22 protein-coding genes and 1 riboswitch are annotated in these 22,534 nt (G+C 37.4%); all 22 genes read left to right on the top strand.

Annotation, left to right across the window (positions count from 1 at the left end; all coding sequences use genetic code 11):
- Positions 1 to 48: 48 nt before the first annotated feature.
- A complete protein-coding gene (locus CLLU_RS12800; RefSeq protein WP_106010175.1) occupies positions 49 to 852 on the top strand; it encodes a hypothetical protein in 804 nt (267 codons plus the stop codon).
- A 313-nt stretch (positions 853 to 1,165) separates the two neighbouring features.
- Positions 1,166 to 1,357: riboswitch (cobalamin riboswitch) on the top strand.
- A gap of 180 nt (positions 1,358 to 1,537) precedes the next feature.
- Positions 1,538 to 2,521 carry an AAA family ATPase gene (locus CLLU_RS12795; RefSeq protein WP_106010178.1) on the top strand — a complete coding sequence of 328 codons (984 nt, stop codon included), beginning with the start codon at positions 1,538 to 1,540 and terminating at the stop codon, positions 2,519 to 2,521.
- A gap of 36 nt (positions 2,522 to 2,557) precedes the next feature.
- On the top strand, positions 2,558 to 3,775 hold the full coding sequence (locus CLLU_RS12790; RefSeq protein WP_106010174.1) for a DUF58 domain-containing protein: 1,218 nt from the start codon (positions 2,558 to 2,560) through the stop codon (positions 3,773 to 3,775).
- Complete coding sequence (locus CLLU_RS12785; protein ID WP_106010173.1) at positions 3,768 to 5,093, top strand: hypothetical protein; 1,326 nt, start codon at positions 3,768 to 3,770, stop codon at positions 5,091 to 5,093. The genes CLLU_RS12790 and CLLU_RS12785 overlap by 8 nt, the downstream gene beginning before the upstream one ends.
- A 132-nt stretch (positions 5,094 to 5,225) precedes the next feature.
- Positions 5,226 to 6,854, top strand: coding sequence for an ABC transporter ATP-binding protein (locus CLLU_RS12775; protein ID WP_106010172.1), 1,629 nt, complete (start codon positions 5,226 to 5,228; stop codon positions 6,852 to 6,854).
- Positions 6,851 to 7,537, top strand: a complete 687-nt coding sequence (locus CLLU_RS12770) for an ECF transporter S component (RefSeq protein ID WP_106010171.1) — start codon at positions 6,851 to 6,853, stop codon at positions 7,535 to 7,537. Before CLLU_RS12775 ends, CLLU_RS12770 begins: the two co-directional genes overlap by 4 nt.
- 354 nt (positions 7,538 to 7,891) lie before the next feature.
- Positions 7,892 to 8,221 carry a DUF4430 domain-containing protein gene (locus tag CLLU_RS19175; RefSeq protein WP_242977614.1) on the top strand — a complete coding sequence of 110 codons (330 nt, stop codon included), beginning with the start codon at positions 7,892 to 7,894 and terminating at the stop codon, positions 8,219 to 8,221.
- 27 nt (positions 8,222 to 8,248) lie between these two features.
- On the top strand, positions 8,249 to 10,117 hold the full coding sequence (locus tag CLLU_RS12760) for a cell wall-binding repeat-containing protein (protein ID WP_158255925.1): 1,869 nt from the start codon (positions 8,249 to 8,251) through the stop codon (positions 10,115 to 10,117).
- Positions 10,118 to 10,140: 23 nt separating this feature from the next.
- A complete protein-coding gene (locus CLLU_RS18755) occupies positions 10,141 to 10,311 on the top strand; it encodes a hypothetical protein (protein ID WP_158255924.1) in 171 nt (56 codons plus the stop codon).
- On the top strand, positions 10,281 to 10,628 hold the full coding sequence (locus tag CLLU_RS12755) for a hypothetical protein (RefSeq protein ID WP_207656003.1): 348 nt from the start codon (positions 10,281 to 10,283) through the stop codon (positions 10,626 to 10,628). Before CLLU_RS18755 ends, CLLU_RS12755 begins: the two co-directional genes overlap by 31 nt.
- A 65-nt stretch (positions 10,629 to 10,693) precedes the next feature.
- On the top strand, positions 10,694 to 11,290 hold the full coding sequence (locus tag CLLU_RS12750) for a DUF4430 domain-containing protein (protein WP_170065760.1): 597 nt from the start codon (positions 10,694 to 10,696) through the stop codon (positions 11,288 to 11,290).
- Positions 11,291 to 11,436: 146 nt separating this feature from the next.
- A complete protein-coding gene (locus CLLU_RS12745; RefSeq protein ID WP_106010168.1) occupies positions 11,437 to 12,198 on the top strand; it encodes an efflux RND transporter periplasmic adaptor subunit in 762 nt (253 codons plus the stop codon).
- A 19-nt stretch (positions 12,199 to 12,217) separates the two neighbouring features.
- Complete coding sequence (locus CLLU_RS12740) at positions 12,218 to 12,913, top strand: efflux RND transporter periplasmic adaptor subunit (protein WP_106010167.1); 696 nt, start codon at positions 12,218 to 12,220, stop codon at positions 12,911 to 12,913.
- A 282-nt stretch (positions 12,914 to 13,195) separates the two neighbouring features.
- Complete coding sequence (locus CLLU_RS12735) at positions 13,196 to 14,452, top strand: benzoate/H(+) symporter BenE family transporter (RefSeq protein WP_106010166.1); 1,257 nt, start codon at positions 13,196 to 13,198, stop codon at positions 14,450 to 14,452.
- Between the two features lie 43 nt (positions 14,453 to 14,495).
- Positions 14,496 to 15,293, top strand: a complete 798-nt coding sequence (locus CLLU_RS12730) for a beta/alpha barrel domain-containing protein (RefSeq protein WP_106010165.1) — start codon at positions 14,496 to 14,498, stop codon at positions 15,291 to 15,293.
- An 89-nt stretch (positions 15,294 to 15,382) separates the two neighbouring features.
- Positions 15,383 to 16,264, top strand: a complete 882-nt coding sequence (locus CLLU_RS12725; RefSeq protein WP_106010164.1) for a molybdopterin-binding protein — start codon at positions 15,383 to 15,385, stop codon at positions 16,262 to 16,264.
- 26 nt (positions 16,265 to 16,290) lie between these two features.
- Entirely contained in the window at positions 16,291 to 17,064 is a 774-nt protein-coding gene (locus CLLU_RS12720) for a 2-keto-4-pentenoate hydratase (protein ID WP_106010163.1), read from the top strand.
- A 134-nt stretch (positions 17,065 to 17,198) separates the two neighbouring features.
- Positions 17,199 to 17,816 carry a 4Fe-4S binding protein gene (locus tag CLLU_RS12715; RefSeq protein ID WP_106010162.1) on the top strand — a complete coding sequence of 206 codons (618 nt, stop codon included), beginning with the start codon at positions 17,199 to 17,201 and terminating at the stop codon, positions 17,814 to 17,816.
- Positions 17,816 to 19,252 (top strand): hypothetical protein, encoded by a 1,437-nt coding sequence (locus CLLU_RS12710; RefSeq protein ID WP_106010161.1) that lies wholly within the window; start codon positions 17,816 to 17,818, stop codon positions 19,250 to 19,252. The genes CLLU_RS12715 and CLLU_RS12710 overlap by 1 nt, the downstream gene beginning before the upstream one ends.
- 77 nt (positions 19,253 to 19,329) lie before the next feature.
- Positions 19,330 to 20,529: a nickel pincer cofactor biosynthesis protein LarC gene (gene larC, locus CLLU_RS12705; RefSeq protein WP_106010160.1), complete on the top strand. Its 1,200-nt coding sequence runs from the start codon at positions 19,330 to 19,332 to the stop codon at positions 20,527 to 20,529.
- A 44-nt stretch (positions 20,530 to 20,573) separates the two neighbouring features.
- Complete coding sequence (locus CLLU_RS12700; protein WP_106010159.1) at positions 20,574 to 21,350, top strand: IclR family transcriptional regulator; 777 nt, start codon at positions 20,574 to 20,576, stop codon at positions 21,348 to 21,350.
- A 34-nt stretch (positions 21,351 to 21,384) separates the two neighbouring features.
- A complete protein-coding gene (locus tag CLLU_RS12695; protein ID WP_106010158.1) occupies positions 21,385 to 22,269 on the top strand; it encodes a dihydrodipicolinate synthase family protein in 885 nt (294 codons plus the stop codon).
- The last annotated feature ends 265 nt before the right edge of the window (positions 22,270 to 22,534 follow it).

The raw sequence follows: 22,534 nt of genomic DNA, 5'->3' as shown, positions 1-22,534 counted from the left end.
GGAGCAGAGTTTCAAGCTACAAAATATAATTGAAGGAGGAATTTGATTATGACTAAATTCATAAAGAACAAGCTGTTTGCACTGGTACTGGGTGTAATGGTGATGGCACTGGGAGTTGTAGCACCTTCCTTTACAAATACCGCCCAGGCGGCAGCAGCAACTACAAAAACTGTCTATGTAGATGTGGAGAGGAATGTTTTTTCGCAATCCCCAATTTTAGAGCCAGTAAAAGTTACATTGGATGATTCTGAAACTATATTAGATGCAACAGTACAGGCAGCAGCCACTCAAGATATTGATGTAGATGGAAGCAGCTCATATGTCAGCGCTTTTCAGGATAGTTCTCCAATTCCAGATAATAAGTATACATTTTATAATCGGGTTAACAGCATAACTAATGGTGTTGTTTTCAGGACAGACTTACCTAATCAGCCTATTATAACAGACAATGATTATTTAAGAGAAAAAGAATATGATGGAATTTCAGGCTGGATGTTTACAGTGAATGATTCACTGACTGAAGATAATGGTACTTACTATACTGCTGGTACATCACTGGCTGAGGTACCTGACAATGCGGTAATTCGTTGGGAATTTACAGCAGCAATGGGAGCAGATCTTGGATTAGCAGACTCAGCTTATTTGCCTACTGCAGTTGATGAGTATGGTTACTATGATTGGAGTACTGCAGTTTATACTGCACCATTCTTTACAAGAGCAGACAAATCAGAGCTTATAAGAAAAATAGCTGATGCTGACACAAATGATCCAGACTATCAGGCTGCATTAACTGCATTACAGACATTACAAATTTCACAGGACGATGTTGATGCAGCAGCAGCTGCTCTGTAATAAAAAAGGTGATTTAATAAATGATGGGTTGGCCGTAATGGCTGGCCCATTATTTATTATGGAAATCAATAATTAATAGTTAAGAGTTAATAGTAAAGGAAGATTTTCGGCGAATGTCGAAAATCTTCCTTTACTATTAACTCTCAATTTTCAGTTTTTAACTATAATCACTTGTATGCAATGAGCATATAAGTGATGTTATACAAATTTTATAGAAAATCAAGGAATAATTTCTAAAATAAGCTTAAATAATGTTGACTTTGCCAATTTCATGTTCTATAATTAACATAAAAGTGTCAGATAATTTATAAAAATTTAATATTTCGTATCAGGTGCTGTCAATTTGACAGTTAAAAGGAAAAGTGGATACAAAACCACTGCAGCCCACCGTTGCTGTATGGAGGACGAAACCTCAATATGCCACTGGATATATATCATATGTCCGGGAAGGCGAGGGAGTAAAATGAATCTGAGCCAGAAGGCCTGCCTGTTATTTTGTCAATTCTTTCGGAGGGGGAGATATTACATATCAAGAGAAAGCTTTTGTATGGTTTTTATAAGTAGTTGCATTGAATGTAGATTGATAAGCCCTAAGCTTTTTTATTATAATCAGAAAGATATTTTAACCTTCCTTAAATCTAAGGGAGGTTATTTTATTTATATTAATATTAAGGGGGATTTTGATATGGAAGGTGTAAACACCTTGTTGAAAAAAGATAGTTTCAATAATTCACGAAATATTCTGAACCATATAATTGACAACGTTTCAAAAGTGATTATAGGCAAAAGAAAAACTACTGAAATTATTGTTTTAGCTTTGATAAGCGGTGGACATGTATTGATTGAAGATATACCGGGTGTAGGTAAGACAAGCTTGATTTCTGCTCTTGCCCGTTCTATATCCTGTAAGTTTAAAAGAATTCAATTTACTCCTGATGTTATGCCCTCAGATATAACTGGATTTTCAATTTATAATCAAAAAACTGGTGAATTTGAATTTTGCCCAGGTGCTGCAATGAGTAATTTTGTGCTTGCAGATGAAATTAACCGTGCTTCACCTAAGACACAATCCAGCCTTTTGGAAGTTATGGAAGAAAAGCAGATTACTGTAGATTCACATACGTATGTCTTGGAGGAGCCATTCATGGTGCTTGCAACTGAAAACCCTATAGAATATTTAGGGACATATCCACTTCCGGAAGCTCAAATCGATCGTTTCCTGGTGAGAACTTCATTAGGGTATCCGAGTCCTGAAGATGAAATGAAGGTGGTATCATTGGGGACAAAGGCTAAAAAGAGCCTTAAACCTGTGGCTTCAGGTAAGGATATATTGAAAGTTCGTACTGATGCAGAAAAAATCTATGTAAATGATTTGGTACTTAATTATATCATTAAATTATGTGAAGCAACACGAACTCATCCTGATATTGTAATAGGAAGCAGTCCCCGTGGTTCTATAGCACTTTATAAAATGTCTAAAGCTTATGCACTTTATAAAGGACGTGATTTTGTATTGCCTGATGATATAAAGAAGATGGCACCTTATGTGATTCCACACCGCCTGGTATTAAGTCATAAGGCAAAAGTAAGGAAACAGACAGATTCCCAGATTTTTCAGGACATTTTGGAAAAAATACCTGTTCCTATTATGAAAGACACTGCAGAATAAGTTTATTGTAGTTATTTTAGAAAGGGCGTGCGTAAGATGTATTGCAAAATTATCATTTATATTGTAGTTTTAATTTTATTGCTGATGCCTGCATTCTATCTGAATAACGTATTTGGTTATCTGCCCTGCATTTTTTTCCTGGTAGTAAGCATTTTTTCTCTATTGTATGTATTTGCCCTGCGTAGAACTTTCTCATTTTCCCAACCTGCTAACAACATGTATTGTCGGAAAAATACGAAACATAAATTTTCAGTTGTAATGAAAAACAAATGGCTTTTGTTTTACCCCCGCATTACCTGCAGATTTTATAAGAATAATTTATTTGGACAAATTGCAGAGGTTACTGATTTAGATACTACCTTATGCTCTAAAGAGAAAAAAAACTTTGATTTTGACATAGAATTTAACCATATTGGTACTTATGAAATGGGTATTTCCTCTATACGTGTTTATGACCTGTTTGGTATTTTTTATTTGACCTGCAAAAATTTTGACAGGGGCAGCGTAATTGTAAGGCCTCGCTGTTTTGATGTAAAAAATTTGGATTTTTATGATGTACGGGGCAGGCAAATCACCTTGTCTACGGCGAGATCAAAGATGGAGGGGGATGATTACAGTGGTGTCCGTCAATACACAAGGGGAGATCCAATTAAAAGCATTCACTGGAAGATTTCAGCCCATACCCGTGAGTACATGGTCAGGGTATTTGAAAGTTATACTAACAGAGGAGTTACCATCTATGTGGATTCTGAAGTAACAGGTTATCCCGATGAGGATCTTCTTTCCATATATGATTGTTTGGTAGAAACTGCTTATTCAATAGCCAATTGTGCGGTTGAACAAAAAGAAGATGTGGAATTGATTTATAAAAAGGATAATTATGTACAAACCATGTTCCCAAGGAATCAGGATGATATAGACAATGAAATTATGGATCTCAATGGAGTTTCTCCATCATATGGTGGTCAGCTGGTGGAAATGTTTGAAGCCAATTCATACCGGCAATATGGAATGGATATCATCATAGTCTGCACGGCAAATTTAAATGAATCTTTGATTCAGTATCTGGAACAGATGAGAGGATTGAGAAAAAAAATATATCTTTTTTATGCAGTTACTAAAACAAGAAAGCAAAATCTCAGCGATGATGAAAAATTAAATCTTGGTAATTTGCTGAATTTGGGAATCAACTATTATGTCAATTATTCTGCAGAAGAATTACAGCATGATGAGGAGATGAAAGAGTATGCATAGGAGTATGTGGATAGGAAAATGCATAGAGTATCTGCTGGCCGAGGTAGTGATTGTATGTATTGTATGTAATATATTTCCAGCATTTAATATTGACCCAGGACTATCATATGATTTAAAAAGGATTATTTTATGTTCTGCTGTTCCTTTATTACTGCTGTACCTGTGCTTCTTTTCAAAGAAATCAAGTTTGATTTCTCTTGTTGTGTGGACTGGAATTCTTGCTGCTTGTATAATAATAGCTGCAAATTCAGGAATTTTTTTAAACCAAAAGCAGTTTGAATATTATTATTCATTTTATGCCATCATTTTAATTACTGCTGTTATTGTTTTTATATGTTCTAAATTCAAGAATACTCTTCTTGTGTTATTTACGGCAGTTGTTGTGATATTTTCGGGACTTACTATTTTGGCATATAAAACCAATTGGCTTTTTTTGATCTGTTTTATTGTGAGCATTACAATTTTAACTGCGTTTAAATTTTATAGGAATACTGTTAAAATTTCTTATAGCAAAGAGAGCAGGCCTTTGAATTGTATATTTGTAGTTTGTATATTTTGTTTTGTCTGTATTATGACTTCTGTGGGAATATTCAATGTAGTGCAAGCAGGAAATTTACCGGTACATAAGCCTTCCGTGCTTTCCAATCCTACTTTTTTGAAAATAGCTGAAAAATGTGGATTTGCTACCCTTGTTAATTCTCCCGAGCCTATGCAGCAGCCAAAACAGAGTAGAAAGAATCAGTCACTGTCCCATGAGGATAAAAATGTTGTGCGGCAAAAATCTTCTGGAACCAGCAGCAAAATAGGTTCTTCTTCATCCAGTTCTTCTGCAGCTAATCAGCAAAAAGTAAAGAAAAAGGGTTCTAATGCGGTAAAGCCAATAAGATATTTAAAAAAATATCCTATTTTACTGATTATTTTAATAAGCATTCTGGTTATATTGATATTAAGTTTTTTATTAAAAAAATTATCCCGTACTTTATGGTATCAGAAGTTACTAAAAACTGACCATAAGCATCAGATAATTCAATTATATAACTGCATTTTAAAAATTTTATCTGTGTTTGGGTACAAGAGAATTGCAGCGGAAACGCCTTTTGAATTTTCAGACAAACTACTTGTTGTTAAAGATGGCATTTCTTTTGAACAATTTGATTTTGGAAAAATTACTAATACATTTGTAAATGTGAACTATGGAAGAAAAATTGTAAATGGAGAAGATTATAAAGAGTTTATTTCTTTTTACAAAAATATTCTTTCCTATTGTCGCAAAGATTCAGGGATTTTTAAATTCCTTTTTAAATATCTTTTTATATGATGTTCATATGCTAAATTGTGATTATTGGGTAAAATTCAACATATATGACGGTGTTACTGCGATAAATTTTTTCAATATAGGAATAACTTTGATTCTGACTAGCTATAATTCTAAACAGCGAGGAGAGGGAATATGTCGTATATAGAGATAGATAATTTGAACTTCACATATCCTCTGGAACAGGAGAGATCATTGAAGAATATAAATTTGTCACTTGAGAAGAATGATTTTCTTCTGGTGGCAGGAAGATCCGGATCGGGGAAATCCACCTTGGCCAGGGCCATAGTGGGAACCGTGCCCAACTTTTATGGAGGGACCATAGGGGGAGAGATAAAAATAGATGGGAAACCTGTAGACAAGATGAGCCACCAGGAGAGGGCAAAAAAGATAACCATGGTTTTCCAGGATCCCGAAAGGCAGCTTATGATGAACAAGGTTCACAGGGAAATAGCTTTCGGACTTGAAAATATAGGTGCAGATGAGGGAGTTATAAAGAGAAGAGTTTATGAAGCACTTCAATTCACTGGGATACTTCATCTGGCGGACAGGAATGTAACTTCTCTTTCCGGAGGGGAAAAGCAAAAGGTGGCAGTGGCTTCCGCACTTGTATACATGCCTAATTGCATAATTCTGGATGAACCCACTTCCGAGCTGGATCCTTCCTCTGCAGAGGAGATGCTGAATCTCGTGAAAAAAATAAATGAAGAGCTGGGAATAACCATAATAGTCATAGAGCAGAGGGTGAACAGGTGGTTTGATACGGTGGATTCCATAGCCATCATGAATGAAGGAACCCTGCAGCTGTTCAGGGATAAAAAGGATTTTTACTACAACTGCAGTGAAAAACAGTACATGTTTATGCCGGATTATCTTAAATTCTTCAAGAAACTTGGTTTTGATAACATGCCTCTGGATTTCAAGGATGCCAGAGTGAAAATTCTCAACACACCCATTAAAATGGAGAAGCATGAAGAGGCCATAGCTGCTGCAGAGGATGAGTCCGTTATACTTTCTGCCGATAAGATGAGCTGTAAGTATGGCTCAAAGGAAGTCCTGAGCAATTTAAGTTTTGAAATAAAAAAAGGAGAATTTATAAGTATAATGGGGGCAAATGGTGCGGGTAAAAGCACTCTTTTAAAATCCATTATGGGCCTTAAGACCTACAAGGGAACCATGAAGCTCTATGACAGGGACATAAATAAGATGGGTATAAGGGAGATAGCCCAGCATATAGGTTATGTATCCCAGAACCCCAACGATTACCTGTCCAAGGACAGTGTATACGAAGAGGTAAGGTTTACCATGGACAATTATGATATATATGATGAAAAAATTGTTAAAGATGTTTTGGAAGAACTTGAAATATATGATTTTAAAGATAAGAATCCCAGAGATTTGAGCGGAGGACAGCGCCAGAGGGTGGCTATAGCAACCATACTTGTACTGCAGCCTGATATGATTCTTCTGGATGAACCCACAAGAGGACTTGAAAGTGGTCTCAAGGGTAAATTGGGGAGGCTGCTTCAGAGGCTTAATTATAGAGGGACTACAATTGTGCTTGTAACCCATGACACGGATTTTGCCAGCAGCTTTTGCAAAAGGTACATGATAATGTTCAATGGTGCCATTGTGGCGGATGGCAGCAAGGAAAAAGTACTGGGGGATGGCATATTCTATACCACCTCCATGAATAAACTGCTTAGAGAAAAAGACAGAAGTATATTTACTCTGGAAGAAGCTGTCAGGAGGTGCAGAGTGTGAAAAAAGCCATAATTGCAGCTACCGCTGCCATAATAATAGTCCTTATGGCACTTACTGTAAAAAGTGATTTTCAGACCGGTGTTTCCACCATGTGCATGGTTGGAGTCTTTGTAATACTTTTTATGAGCTATTTTTACTTTGAAAAGAGCAATGCAGGTACCAAGGAAATCGCCATTATAGCTACCTTGAGTGCCTTTGCCACTGTGGGAAGGATTGTTTTTGCCCCTATACCCAATGTTAAGCCTGTTACATTTCTTGTTGCACTTACCGGTTTTGTATTTGGACCCTATGAAGGATTTCTGGTGGGAAGCACTACGGCTTTTCTGTCCAACATATTTTTCGGACAGGGTCCTTGGACTCCCTGGCAGATGTTTTCCTGGGGGCTTGTTGGAATCGTAGCTGGATTCTGGGGAAAAAAGGGAAAGGAGGTCTCGGCTTTCAAGTTTTCAGTGATATGCTTCCTGTTTGGCTTCATGTTTGACTGGATCATGAATCTCCAGTATATAATTGGATTTGTAAAACCATTGAATTTCTGGACATTTATAGGAGGATACATGTCCGGACTGACTTTTGATATACTCCATGGAGGCAGTTCCTTTATATTTTCCATAATATTTTACAGCAGTTTTCTGCCTGTATTCAGGCGGTACAAGAGAAAGCTCATTATAAGTTATATTAAATGATAGAAGAAGGTTTGGGACATGAAGATCAAAGGAAGCAAGAAAAAGTATGCAATAGACGCAGTAGCTTTTGCCATATTTGTCAGTTTTATTTATATTGGGCCTTAAAGCAAATACACTATACTCTAATACTATTTCAAACAAACAGATAAGTGCATAAGTGCACAAAAGGAACAGAAAGAACCTGTTTCTGACAGCCCTAAGAAGGTTGCAAATAAAGATACTGGGGATAAGACCAAGTCTTCAAAATCAACCAATCCATCTATCGTTGCTGAAAATGGTATTGTAAAAGTTACTACCAGTGATCCAGAGAGCAAATGTACTTTTCAAATTATCGATACCGTTCATGGAAATAAGATGATTATTGCTAAAGATATAGACAGCAGCATGGATGGACAGACTGTAGGTTATATAACAGAGAGAATTTTAGATGATGCAAAAATAAACTATAGGGCCACAGGTTCTGTTTCTACACTGTATTTTGCAGCTATAGATGGACTTGCAGAGAAAAAGGCGGGGAAACTTTCTGGCTGGTGTTACTATGTAAAAAAAAGTGGAGATAATATTTTTCACAAACCCAATATAGGTAGCGGTCAGTGGGTATGGCATGCTGGAGATGTAGTTGTGTGGAGGTATCTTTCAGATGGAATTCATGATGGCTATGAAAGTGATTGGGAAAATAAGTGATTTTAAATTAGATTTGGAGGGATGGATATGAAAAAAATTGTTAGTAAAGTTACTGTATTTTTATTTATGTTAAGTATCTCATTATCCGGGATCGAAACAAATGCATATGCAGGCACAATTTCAGGGACGACTTCTGGTACAGGCACTGCGAATATAGCTAAAGAAAGAATCTATGGTAATGATAGAATTGATACATCACTTAAAATAAGTCAAAAGGGATGGAAAGATGGATCAGGTACGGTAATTATAGCTCAGGGTTATGGATATGCAGATGCACTCTGTGCGGCTCCTCTTGCCAAAAAGAACAATGCACCTATTATTCTTTCCGGGCAGGATTCTCTAAGCAGCAATGCTATAAGTGAAATTAAAAGGCTTAAAGCTGCTAAGGCATTTGTAATTGGCGGAGAAGCTTCACTGTCTGACAATATTATATCCCAGTTAAAGGGTATTGAAATAAGCGATGTCCAGAGATTAGGAGGACAAAACAGATATGAAACATCGGTGAAAGTGGCCCAGAATCTTGGCAGTGTGAGTAATGTGGTAGTTACATCTGGAGCTGGATATGCGGACAGCCTTTCAATAGCACCTATAGCTGCCAGCAAAGGAATGCCCATACTTTTGTCTGAAAGCAGTAGCCTTCCTGATGTAGTAAGTAGCTATATAAAGAGTGTTAATCCAGGTAAAACTTATGTAATAGGAGGAAGTTCGTCTATTGGAGACAGTGTAAAAAATTCACTGCCAAATTCACAAAGAATTGGAGGAGCTACGAGATTTGCCACAAATCTTGCCATACTCCAGAATTTCAAGTCTGATCTTGATTTCGAAAAAATATATATAGCAGAGGGGGATGGACCTACTGGCAGTGAATTTGCGGATGCCCTTTCAGGTTCAGCTCTGGCAGCTCAGAAGTCTGCTCCAATGGTACTTGTTTATAAAACTATTTCCTCTGATATGGCAGATTTTATAAAGGAGAGTATTTATAAAGATACTACACTTATTGCATTAGGCGGTACTTCAGTTGTCCCTGATACGATTTTAAGCCAGATTGAAGGGCTGTTTAATGGTGTTTCTACTGAAGTGCTTAATGCCTTGAGCGGAGCTATAGATAAAACACTTGAAAAAGGAATTGAAGATGAATGGCAGGCACTTGGAGTAGCAAGATATGGTGTTACAGTTCCATCCAATTATCTGACCAATCTGAAAAAAAATATAAAATCAATGCTTAATCAGCCTACAGATTATGAAAGAATTACATTGGCTCTTATGTCTATAGGACAGGATCCGACAAATTTTGAAGGTATAAACTTTATAGAGAAAATTTATAATAATAAAGAATTATCAGATCAGGGTATAAACGCCTATGTATTTGCTCTTATAGCACTGGATTCTGGAGATTTTGAGATACCGAAGAATTCTGTAAATACTAGAGATAGTTTGATATCTGGCATATTGGAACAGAAAACAAATGATGGAGGATGGTCTTATGGCGGTGTTACTGCAGATCCTGATATGACTGCTATGGCACTTACAGCTCTTGCACCCTATGCGTCATCTAACTCTGATGTAAAGCAGGCAGTTAATAAAGCTTTTGATAGACTCTCTTCAATTCAGGAAAATGACGGCGGGTATTCTTCCTGGGGTACAGCCAACAGTGAAAGTGCTTCACAAGTTATCATAGCTCTTTGTGCAAATGGTGTAGATCCTGGAAGTGAAAAGTTTACTAAGAACGGCAAGACACCTGTGGATTCACTTTTAAGCTACCAGGTTTCTGGAGGAGGATTCTGTCACGTAAAAGGAGGGGGCTATAATAGTATGGCTACCGAACAAGCTGTACAAGCCCTTGAAGCTTATAAGATGTTTAAAGAAGGTGCAGGGGGCATATACACTTTTAAATAAGTAATCATGAGAAGATAGTAATTATGAAAAAAATAACTATTTTTCTCACAGCAGCTGTTATAGCAGTTCTTATGGCAGTTACATTTAATAATGATGTTCAAATAGGTGCGTCACTTATGTCCACAATATATTTTTTGGCCAGGGACTCTGGACTCCCTGGCAAATGTTTTCCTGGGCACTTGTTGGAATCATAGCAGGTTTCTGGGGCAAAAAGAAGAAAGTGGTTTCAGATTTCAAATTTTCCCTGGTGTGTTTTTTATTTGGATTTGTGTTTGACTGGATTATGAACTTGTGGTTTATATCCGGCTTTGTGAGGCCTGCAAATTTAGAAAGTATAATTGGAACCTACATAGCGGGACTTACCTTTGATGTTTTGCATGGAGGAAGTTCTTTCATATTTTCTTTTATATTTTATGATAATTTTATAGTTGTATTTCAGCGTTATAAAAGGAAACTGAATATAACTTATATTAGGGACGAAAATAAGTATTCGAAAAATGTAAAAGTATAATTATCAGAATGAACTTTATATTATGCAGGTTATTTGGTACATTAATATATTTTATACAGGTGGTGATGATTTTGAATAAAAAGAAAAAATATATTACAGTGATATTGATTTTAATAATTTGCGCAGTTGCAGTTGTCTTAGCCATAAAGGCATATAAAATTTATAGTTCCACTCTTATGAATAAACAATTAAATTCTCAACAAGCCGCTGATAAATCTTTATCCAGTTCTGAAAATAATGAAAAGAACAATAAATCTTCGCACAAAAATATAACTGTTATGCCTGGAGAGCCTGAGGAAAATAATTCTTTTCAATTTATGGATACAATACACGGGAATAATGTATTTTTGAAGAAAGATGTAAATGATATGGATGGTAAAACAGTGGGATATATAACGAAAAAACTTCTGGATGAAGCAAAAATAGATTATACGGCCACGGGTACTGATTCTATATTACATTTTTCAGCTATAAACGGACGTGTAGAAAAAAAGGCAGGTAATCTGTCTGGATGGTGCTATTATGTTAGAAAAAAAGGTGAAAGCAAATTTATAAAGCCAGATGTAGAAAGTGGACAGTGGATATACCATACAGGGGATACTGTGGTATGGAGATATGTTCAAAATAGTGCACATGATGGATATTCTGGTGCTGTTAAATAACTCTTGCAAAGAGGACTATTTTTAAGGTAATTTCAGGATTTACTGCAGTGCTATTGAAGTGAGAACATTTATGGAATAGAATATATGGTGAATATAAGTGAACTTTTATATAATTTAAACAATTGTAATTCATAAGGAGGGTTCAAATGAAAAAAGCTATTTTATTTTGTTTGGTTATAGGACTGCTTTTTAGTGGATGTAGTTCTGGTAACAGAAGCGGCAGCAAGACTATTAACATAGATGAGTCAAGCAGTGGTACCGTATTTATCATGGGTGGGAAAATTGACACAAATGACAGTATAGATGTAAGTTCCAATATTGCCGGAAAAGTCGCTGAGGTGTCTACGGATCTGGGCAAGAAAGTAAAGGCGGGAGATGTAGTGGCCAGGTTGGATACTGCAGATCTTCAGAACAAGGTGGATGAGGCACAGTCGGCAGTGAGTGCAGCACAGAGCAGTTTGTCCAATGCTCAGAATGCCGCAGCTCCGGATGCCGCCAGTGTAAGCGGGTATCAATCCCAGCTTTCTCAGGCTAAGGCACAGTTGAAGAGCTGCCAGGAAGAACTTGATTCTGCTGTTATTAAAGCGCCTATTTCAGGTGTGGTGAGTTCCAGAAATGTAAATGTAGGGGATATGGTAACCGAGGGCAAGCCTATTATTTCAATAGTAAATACCAATAATTTGTATGTAAACGCCTTTGCTCCACCTCGTATTCTGAGCCAAATTAAAGTTGGACAAGATGTGATTGTAAAAATACCTGATGTGTCTGAAGATGAATTTTCGGGGAAAATAGCCGTTGTAAATTCAAAGCTGGATCCAGAGAATTCAGGTGTACTGGTAAAGGTGACCTTGAATAATAAAAATGAGCTTCTAAAACCGGGTATGTTTGCAGAAGTTGGCTTGAAGTAATGGGAGAGGTGAGGTTGATATGAAATCTAATATAATTTCCAGTGTGAAAAAAAACCGCAGGAAGGTAATTATAGGAGCCGTGATAGCTGCTGCAGTTCTGGCAGCAGGTATAATTTCCTATTATGTCTATGAGCATATTTATTATGTTTATACTGATGATGCCAGAGTTATGGCTGATATAGTAAAATTGAATTCTCAAAAAAGTGGGAAATTACTGGAATTCAATGTGGAGGAAGGAGATGCAGTGACAAGGGATCAGATACTGGGCCGCCAGGATATTGGAAGTTCTTCCGATTCCAGCATAGAAAAATCTCTTATAAGATCACCTATTGATGGAATAATTGTAAAAAAGGAAGTGAATTCCGGCGAAAACATATCACCAGATAAAACCATGGCACTTCTTGCAGATCCTGAGGATTATTACATAATTGCCAATATAGATGAGACAAAGACCAGAAGACTGCAGTCGGGACAAACAGTGGATATATCTGTAGATGAATATGGAAATCAGAAATTTACCGGGAAAGTGGAATCCATAGGAAAGATGTCTCAGACTGCCTTGAAATCAAATTCCTATTCAGATAAGGGCAAATATAAAAGAACAGTTCAGAAGGTTTCCGTAAAGATTAAATTCAGCGGTTCCAGCAACTTAAAAAGCAAATTTACTATAGGTGAAAATGCAGCTGTAAAAATTCATGTTGTAAATGATAAATAATGGCAGATTAACATCATTCAGATATTGGGGCTAATATTTCCGTATCTGAATTTTTTTTATTAAAATTCAGTTAAATTGTTGACATACTATAAATAGTTTTCTATAATAATGGTAGTGGATAATACAAAACACAGTACGATAATATAGAACAAAGTTATATTGCAGCTGGATATGATTTGGATTATTAATTCTACTTGTTTTATTAGCTGATTTTTTTTACAAACTTATGAAAACGATATACGACAATGTAAAACAAAATATTTATAGGCAAGGGGGAAAAACATGGAGATTAAACAAAATAAGAAAGAGTCGATATTTGAAAAGGGTTACAAAATTTCGGAGAGCTTAAAGGAATTGCCTAAGCATATTAATGGAAGTACTATATCTGCAGGTGCTGTAGCTGCCATTTTTGGATGTACAGGCCCTGCTCTTTTGGTAATAAAAGCCGCTTCGGATGGAGGGCTTACTAATGTACAATCTATTTCATGGCTGTTTTCTATTTATTTTATAGGTGGTTTGGTAAGTATATTTTTGGCATTGAAATACAAGCAGCCTATATGTGGAGCTTTTAACATACCTGCTGCTGTCATGCTTGTGACTGTGCTCAAGAATTTTAATATCTATCAGGCTTCCGGAGCATACTTTATTGCAGGTATTATAGTTTTTCTGCTGGGCATTTCAGGGCTGATTGGAAAGATAATGAGATGGCTTCCGCTTCCCATAGTCATGGCAATGATAGCAGGGGCCATGATAAAGTTTGGAACAGGCATTATCACTTCAACTCAATCAATGCCTGTAGTTGGACTTCTGACTTTAGCCGGTTTTTTCATAATACCTAAAATCACAAAAAAGGTACCGCCTGTTTTAGGAGCGCTTATATTGGGAATAATAGCAGTGGCGGTTACCGGTTCCCTGCATTTTGAGGCGGAGAGTTTCAAATTTATTGCACCGCAGATTATTGTGCCGCAGTTTAGCCTGGGAGCCACTTTATCCGTATCAATACCGCTTGCAGTGTTGATTATAGGTTCAGAAAATGCCCAGGCAGCTGGAGTCCTGATATCACAGCAGTATAAACCTCCAGTTAATGTAATGACCATGGTAAGTGGAATTGGAAGCATGATCACATCTTTTTTTGGAGGCCATAATGCCAACGTTGCGGGACCCATGACAGCAATATGTGCCAGCGAAGAAGCAGGTGCCGATAAAGAAGGACGTTATGCAGCCAGTGTGATAAACGGGATATTGTTTATAGTTTTCGGGCTTATTGCAAGCCTGGCTATGGCATTTGTTTCAGCACTGCCCTCTGCTCTAACCAGCATCATTGCAGGACTTGCAATGATAAATGTACTGTACAGTTCATTCAAAGATGCTTTTTCGACCAATAAGTTCAAATATGGATCTTTTTTTTCACTTGTTATTGCCATGAGCAATATAACTGTATTCAAGATAAGTGCTCCGCTGCTTGCACTTATAGGCGGCGTGATAATTTCACTTCTGGTAGAGAATAAAGATTTTAACCATAAAACAGTTAAAGCCTGAATTAATTGAGATTTTATAAATTTACAGGAGAGGGGCAGATAGTGTGGAGCTTAGAGAATATCTTTTTTCTGAAATAAGCAGCTGCAGATGGAATTTTGAAATAGTTTCCAAACAAAACGGTATTTTTTCCGGAAGTGATAAGTTGAAAAAAATGTCGGATGAATTAAAAGTGGAAAAAGTAAAAATATGTCCGGAAGGGTATAAAATTAAAATAGGCGACTGTGTATTTTCGGGAAATGGATATGCAGATCAGATTGTGAAAGCTGAGGAAATGCTTTTGGGTACTGTTGGGAAATTTTCAGGAATTGCCACTGCTGCATATGAATTCTCCCAAAAAGCAGGTAATGACATAGAAGTTGTATGCGGGGCCTTTAAAAAAGTGCCGGCTGAGATCAGAAAAGATGTCCGCCAGTCCATTGTCTCCGGGGGAATAGGAGTTCGCATAACGGATAAGCCCTTCATATATCTTGATAAAAATTATGTCAGGCTTCTTGGATGTGTTGAAAAGGCCGTTAAAAAAGCCAGGGAATATGACAGCAGCAGAATTGCAGTTGTACAGCTTCGTGGTGAAATAGATCCTATAATAGAGGAAACAGTTCAGGCAGTGGAAGCTGGTGCAGGAATACTTATGGTAGATACAGGCAGTATGGATGATCTGAAATCTGTGGTAGACGTATTGAAGAAATATGAAAACTCTGAAGATATCAAAGTGGCATATTCAGGAGGAATAACCCTGGGGGATATCAAGGCTGCAGAGAATTTCGGCGCAGATATTGTGGATGTGGGGAGGGCGATTATAGATGCCCCCATGCTGGATTTTAGCCTGGACGTTGTCAGATGATTTCTAGAGCCGGATAGAGTTTGTTCATAAGAGATGTTTTCTTTATGAACGGGCTGCAGAAGATAAAAATTTTGAAAGGATGAGTTTAATTGGAATGGGATCTGCTTGAAAAGACCACTTTTTGGATTGATGATGTTAATTTGGAAAATGCCAATCTGGATGAGATTGCGAAAAAGGTTTCACAGGTACTTAATATGACCACCAGGGAGATCATGGTGGTGGATGTAAGGCCGGGGCTTTTGGCTTTTGACATTATGAAGCGCAAAGTTCAAGCTGAATCGGTAATAGGGAAGGAAAAGGAGATACTTTCCAGGCTGGCTGAGATTTCCGGGGTGGAACTTGGGGATAATGCCTGCGTGCATTCAGAAGGAATACTGGGGCTTATTGCACTTGATTCTGAAGAAGCAAAAGATGTTCTGGAAAGGTCGGAGGGACTCACCAGGCAGATAAAGAGAGCGGTTTCAAAACGTGCAAAGGTATTTGCCTCAGGTGCGGAAGTTATAGCCGGCAAAATAGAGGATACGAATTCTCCATATATAATGAATTCACTGGAAAAATCAGGGTACAAAGTCAAATTTGGAGGTATTCTGAGAGATGATGTAGTGGCTGCTGAAAACGGCATAGAAGGAGCAGTTGAGGAAGGATATGGATTGATTGTAACTACCGGCGGGGTTGGAGCTGAAGACAAAGATTTTAGTGTAGAGGCCATATTGAGAATAGACAAAGATGCTTGTACACCCTGGATCTTGAAATTCAAACCGGATTATCACAGGCATCATAAAGAAGGAGTTCGAATCGGAGTGGGCAAAGTTGGAATGAGTTATATAGTTGCTCTGCCCGGTCCCCACGAAGAGGCAAAATTAGGCTGTGACATATTGATAAAGGGAATACAGAGTGGATTTGACAAGAAATTGCTGGCAGAAACTATTGCAAGTGCTCTGCGCCAGCGATGGAGAAATAAAATGAAATAGAAAAATATGAAATGGAGGATGAAAACATGAACTACAAAGAAATAGCAGAAAGGCTTTTGGAGTCGGAAGCGTCTAAAATTCCGGTAGGACCGCTTACAGAACAATATCCTGATTTGAGCATTGAGGATGCATATCATATACAGCTTGCTGGAATTGATATGAAACTTTCTCAGGGGCGTAGGATAATAGGAAAAAAGATTGGACTTACAAGCCGCGGAATGCAGAAACTTCTTGGAGTGAATGAACCGGATTACGGTCATCTGTTGGATGACATGCTCATTTTGGAAGGTGATACTTTAAAGCGCAGTGATCTCATTGCACCAAAAGTAGAAGGAGAACTGGCGTTTGTCCTGAAAGAAACCCTCAAAGGGCCTGGAATAACTATTGCGGATGTTTACAGGGCCACTTATGGAATCTTCCCTTCTTTCGAGATTGTAGACAGCCGTGTTAGAGACTGGAAAATCAAACTTGCGGATACTATTTCAGATAATGCTTCCAGTGCAAGGCTGGTTCTTGGGAGCAAAATGGCTTCCATAAAAGATTTGGATTTAAAGCTTATTGGAATGATGTTTGAGAAAAATGGAGAAATGGTCAGCAGCGGTGTAGGTGCAGAAGTATGGGGAAATCCTGCAGCAGCTGTGGCCTGGCTTGCAAACAAGCTCAGTGTATTTGATATTGCACTTGAAAAAGGTGAAATAATTCTTGCAGGTGCGTTTACTGCAGCAGAAAAAGCCGAGGCAGGAGATATATTTACGGTTTCTTTTCAAGGACTTGGAAGTGTAAGTATAAAATTTGTTTAGCAACAGATCAAATTTGAATATTCTCCTCCTATGTTAAAATCTGAATGCTGCATAGGAGGAAAATATAAAACCTAATGAATAATTAGGAAAATAGATTTATGTAATTATTTTATACTAAGGAGGGAATAAATACAATGAAAAAGGTTACGCTTTTACCCCATGTAGATAATGACAAGTGCAGGGCATGCCGTACTTGTGAGAAAGTATGTCCTGTTCTTGCAATAAGGGTTGAAGACCGTAAGGCGGTAGTTGATGCCGACAGGTGCAGGGGCTGTGCAAATTGTGAACAAAGATGTCCATTTGATGCCATAACTATGACGAAAAGAGATAAGGTTCTTCAGGTTGGCGTGGATATAAGCAGTGTGGATTACAAGGATATAATAGATCTTTGTGTAAAAGCCCACCTTCATCCAGAGCAGACTATCTGTTATTGCGTAGGAGTCAGGGCAGAAGAAGTAGCTGCAGCTATTTTGAAGGGAGCAAAAACTCCTGAGGAGGTTTCACTTGAAACTGGAATCCGTACAGGATGTACAATAGAGTGCATACAGCCAATATTGAGACTTCTGGATGCTGCAGGATATAAGCTAAGTCCGATTAAGGGAGGATGGCAGTGGTATGGTAAAACAGCCACCGCGTGGGATTTGCCGGAGGAAGTAAAAAAGAAATATTCCTCTCGTGGATTCTATTTTGAAGAGGACAGAGAAGTATTAGATAAAATTATTGATGGATGCAGGAAAGGGGAGGATAAATAATGAGACCGGCAATTACTCCGATATCTCCAAAAAAATCACAGTATGGTATTGATCCGTCTCTGGTAAAGACAAGGGCTGCAGATCTTCCGGGTATGACTTCAATTTATCTAAAAGAGCTGTTTCCTGATTTACCGGATGTGATTTTTCCAGGAGAAAACGGTATAGAAAAGGTGAGAAAAGCTGCAGAAGAAGCTCTTATGAAAGTTGACATGAGCATGATAAAACCTGAACATTCAGTAAATATTCTGGCTTCTCATCATGGATTTACACTTTTAGGCGGGCAGCCTTATGCAGAGCTTTTAAAAACTGTAAAGGATGTAATAGAAAAGAGAACCGGCTGTAAGGATATACGTCTTCGTGCAGGTGTTGGAATGCGTTTTCGTGAGACTGAAGAGTATATAAAAAGGTATGAACTGGATAAGTATTTTAACGGAAAAGCCATAGGAGTGGCCCCGGTAGATCAGGGTATTCCCATAGAAACTGAGATAGGCACATTATATGGACTCAAGAAGGTCTATGATGCTGACTGGATAGTGCACACACACCACAGTGATGTCAGGGAAGTGCATTTTCACCGCCAGGTGGATAAGGCGGTAAAGCCTTTTGGAATGTCCTATGCACGTATTGAAACAAGATCCACTTATCATCAAAACCTTGGACCAAGAGGTGCAAATTTTGTTGCAAGGGCTCTGTTTGATTCGGATTTTGTACAGAAAAAATTTGCATTTGCAGCTTTTCTGGATGTTGCTCCAAATGGAATTGTGGGTGTGGATGTAAATAATGATCTGTATGAATTGAACAATAAAGTAACTTTTATAGGCTGTAAACAGTATGGAAAGATAATGACACTGTTTGGTGAAATAGACAAGTGCATAGCTGTACTTGATTTTCCGTGTCCTGTTCCATATGTATTTTCAGCTGGAGTAATATATGCCAATTTTGCAGGAGCAAATACGGATCTATACGATTTGGATAGCCCTATGGCACCATATACCTGGTATACGGAAGCTTTTTACGGTAAAAACGGAAAACCGCTGCTGGAGAGTATACCACCTATAAACCCTGCAATAAAGATGTGTATTCACAATTATGCATGGACAGGCTACCCTTCTGCTTTCTTTGCACAGCATATACCTACTGTGGTTGTAGGAAGTGAACAGGCAGAGCTGTTTAACCGTGATCCTCTGAATCTGAACTATATGGATCATGCAGCGCTTTTGAAGGATACTGAAACTGCTATGAATTTTGCCTATACTGCCACGGGAACCAGGAATGTAATTATATTTGATGGTGCAATGGGGGCACTGAATGTAAGCGAGTCCCTTGCAGCATTACTTCTTGAGAAAGCACCGGAAGTCAGTGAAAGGGTTGACAGGGAATTACTTCCTAAATGGCTTCGTCAAAGGGGCGTCGATATGTCTGTATTGAAAGAATAATTTGATTTAGTATCGGCCTGCATCTTTTTATTTAAGATGCAGGCTGAATATGTAAAATTTTCAGGAGGGAATGCTTTATGAAGACAGCTTATTTTCAGTGTACTGCAGGGATAAGTGGAGATATGATATTGGGAGCCTTAGTTGATGCAGGGCTTGATTTGGAGGATTTAAAGGAAGAACTTTTAAAACTTCATGTGCCTTTTGATTTGAAGGAAAGAAAGGTAATGAAACAGGATATATGCTGTACTAAGGTTGATGTTTCGGTAGAGGAAGGACACGTACACAGGCATCTCAGCGATATTTCAGCTATAGTGGAAAACAGTCATTTAAATGGAAAAGTAAAAATGAAGATAATGAAAATTTTTAGAAGGCTGGCCCAGGCTGAAGCAAAGGTACACAATACTGATGTGGAATCAATACATTTCCATGAGGTAGGTGCCCTGGATTCCATAATTGACATATGCGGTGCCGTTATAGGATTGGATCTTTTGAAAATTGATAAAATATATTGTTCTCCAATACAGGTGGGAACAGGATTTATAAAATGTGCCCATGGAGTTATTCCTCTTCCGGCTCCGGCTGTACTGCAGCTTCTTCGGGGAGTTGAAATATACTCGAAGGGAATAGAAAAAGAGCTGGTTACACCCACGGGAGCCGCCGTTATATCAGCTCTCTGCAGTAATTTTGGAGATATACCTTCCATGAACATTGAAAAATGTGGATATGGAGCAGGAGAAAGAGATCTTGATATACCGAATATGCTGCGAATTTATATTGGTGAATCAGATAGTGAAGATATTTCTTCGTTAAAAGAAGGAGAAGCTGTGAGAATAGAAGCTGGTGTGGACGATATGAATCCTCAATTTTATGAGTATGTATCGAAAAAACTTTTTTCACAGGGTGCCAGAGAGGTATATGTTCAGACTGCTTTTACCAAGAAAAATAGAATTGTCAGCATTTTAAATATAAGTGCATCCTCACAAGATGTCAGCAAACTTCTGAAAATTATATTCAGGGAAACTACTACTATTGGAGTTAAGGTGTTTAGGTTCCATAAATATATGCTGCAGTATGAAACAGTGAAGATTCCTACTTCCTTAGGTGAAATTTCAACAAAAATAGCATTTTTTGAGAATAAAATTGCAAATATATCTCCTGAATATGATGAGTGCTGCGGTAAGGCCATAGAATATGATATCCCTGTGAAAAAAGTATATGATATGGTGAAATTGTCAGCTGACAGCTATATAAAACAAAAGTATAATAGGGGTATATAGCTGGGATTTCGTTTAAATAAAGGGAAGGGAATGGTGTATACAAAATGCCGAAAAGTAAATCAAACTTGATTCAATCAGTGGATAGGGCCCTGAGAATATTAGAGTGTTTTTCCAGAAGGGAAAATGAGCTGGGTGTTACTGAAATTGCCAATAAATTAGATCTTCATAAAAGTACTACTTTTGGAATTCTGAGTACTTTGGAAAACAAGGGATATTTAAATCAGAACCCTGAGAATGGAAAGTACAAATTGGGATTGAAACTTTTTGAGTTAGGCAAGTTGGTTGAATATGGTATGGATTTGAGAACAAGTTCACTTCCTTATCTGAAAAAGCTGGTGGATAAATATGGAGAAACCGCTCACCTGGCCATGCGGGATGGAAATCAGGTAATATATATAGATAAAGTAGAGGGTGAAAGAGGAATCAAAATGAGTTCACAGGTTGGAAAAAGGGCGTATATGTATTGTACCGGAGTCGGAAAAGCCATATTGGCCTTTATGCCTGAAAAATACATGGAGGAAACCATGAAAAATATTGAATTTTATTCATTTACTCCAAATACGATTATGAATGCCACTGACTTGAAGAAAGAACTCAGAAAGATAAGGGAAAGAAAATATTGTATTGACAATGAAGAGATAGAAGTGGGCCTAAGATGTGTGGCCGCCCCCATAATGGATTATAATGGCGAGGCAATTGGTTCAGTCAGTGTGTCCGGACCCACCAGCAGAATGGATAAAAAAAAGATTGATCTTATTTCCAGGGATCTCAAGAATGTAATTATGAAAATTTCTGAAACACTTGGATATAAAAATGTTTGACGGTAATAAATTGATTTTACAAGGAGAGATTACAATGTTTAAGGGAATAATTACGCCTATGGTTACTATTTTTAAAGATGATGGAACAATTGACAGGAAAAATCAGAGTACCCTGGCTGAAAAGCTGATTTCAGATGGAGTAGATGGTGTTGTGGCTTTGGGAAGTGTAGGAGAATTTTTTAATCTTTCGCTGCAGGAAAAAAAGGATTATGTGAAGTTTATAAGTGGAGTTGTACGTAAGAGGACAAATCTTATAGTTGGGACTGGCAGCAATGATATAAATGATGTCATAGAATTAAACAAATATGCTGAAGAGTGTGGTGCAGATGCTGTTTTGATCATAACTCCATATTTCTTCAGCTTGAATGAAGAATATGTCCATGAGTATTATTCTACTATAGCCAGGAATACGGATCTCCCTATTTTACTCTATAATTTTCCTGCCAGGACTGGCACCAATCTGTCCCCTGATTTTGTATTTAAACTGGTTACTGAGTTTGAAAATATCGTTGGCATAAAAGATACTACCGATTCTATAAGCAATGTAAGAGGTTATGTACAGAAAGTCAAATCCTATAGAAGGGATTTTTCTATATTTTCTGGATTTGACGAATACCTTATACCCAATTTGAATTGTGGAGGGGCTGGCATAATAGGGGGACTGACCAATGTAAAGGCCAAACTTTTTATTGATACCTATAAGGCATTTTTAAATGAGGATTATGCTGAAATCCTTAATAACCAGAAAAAAGTAAATAAACTTATGGAATTATATGGCCTGGCAGATCCATTTATAGTGGGACTGAAGGAAGCTGTAAGGGTCTCATTGGATTTGGATATGAATGTGTCATTGAAGAATTACCATATAAAATTAAATGAAGAAATAAAACAGAAAATAAAAGAACTTCTTATAGGGTGAATAAAAAAGGTAGTAATTAAATGTTACTGCCTTATTTTTTATCCATTTTTTGTGTAAATTTATACTTGAATAGAGGTATATATTTACATAAATATATGACATTTTAATGGATAATATTATATATTTAAAATAATCATTTAAAATATTTTAAAAATGTTTAAATTTCGACTTGAAAAGGTATATAATAGTAATAACTCAACTTTCGCAGGAGAAAAGCGATAGCTTTTCCTTGATATAACAAGGCAAAGCCTTAATAAAACTATCG

This window comes from Clostridium luticellarii, assembly GCF_002995845.1.
Lineage (GTDB): Bacteria > Bacillota > Clostridia > Clostridiales > Clostridiaceae > Clostridium_B > Clostridium_B luticellarii.
The sequence above is the reverse complement of the archived record's forward strand: the minus strand, read 5'-3'. Positions and strand labels throughout refer to the sequence as shown.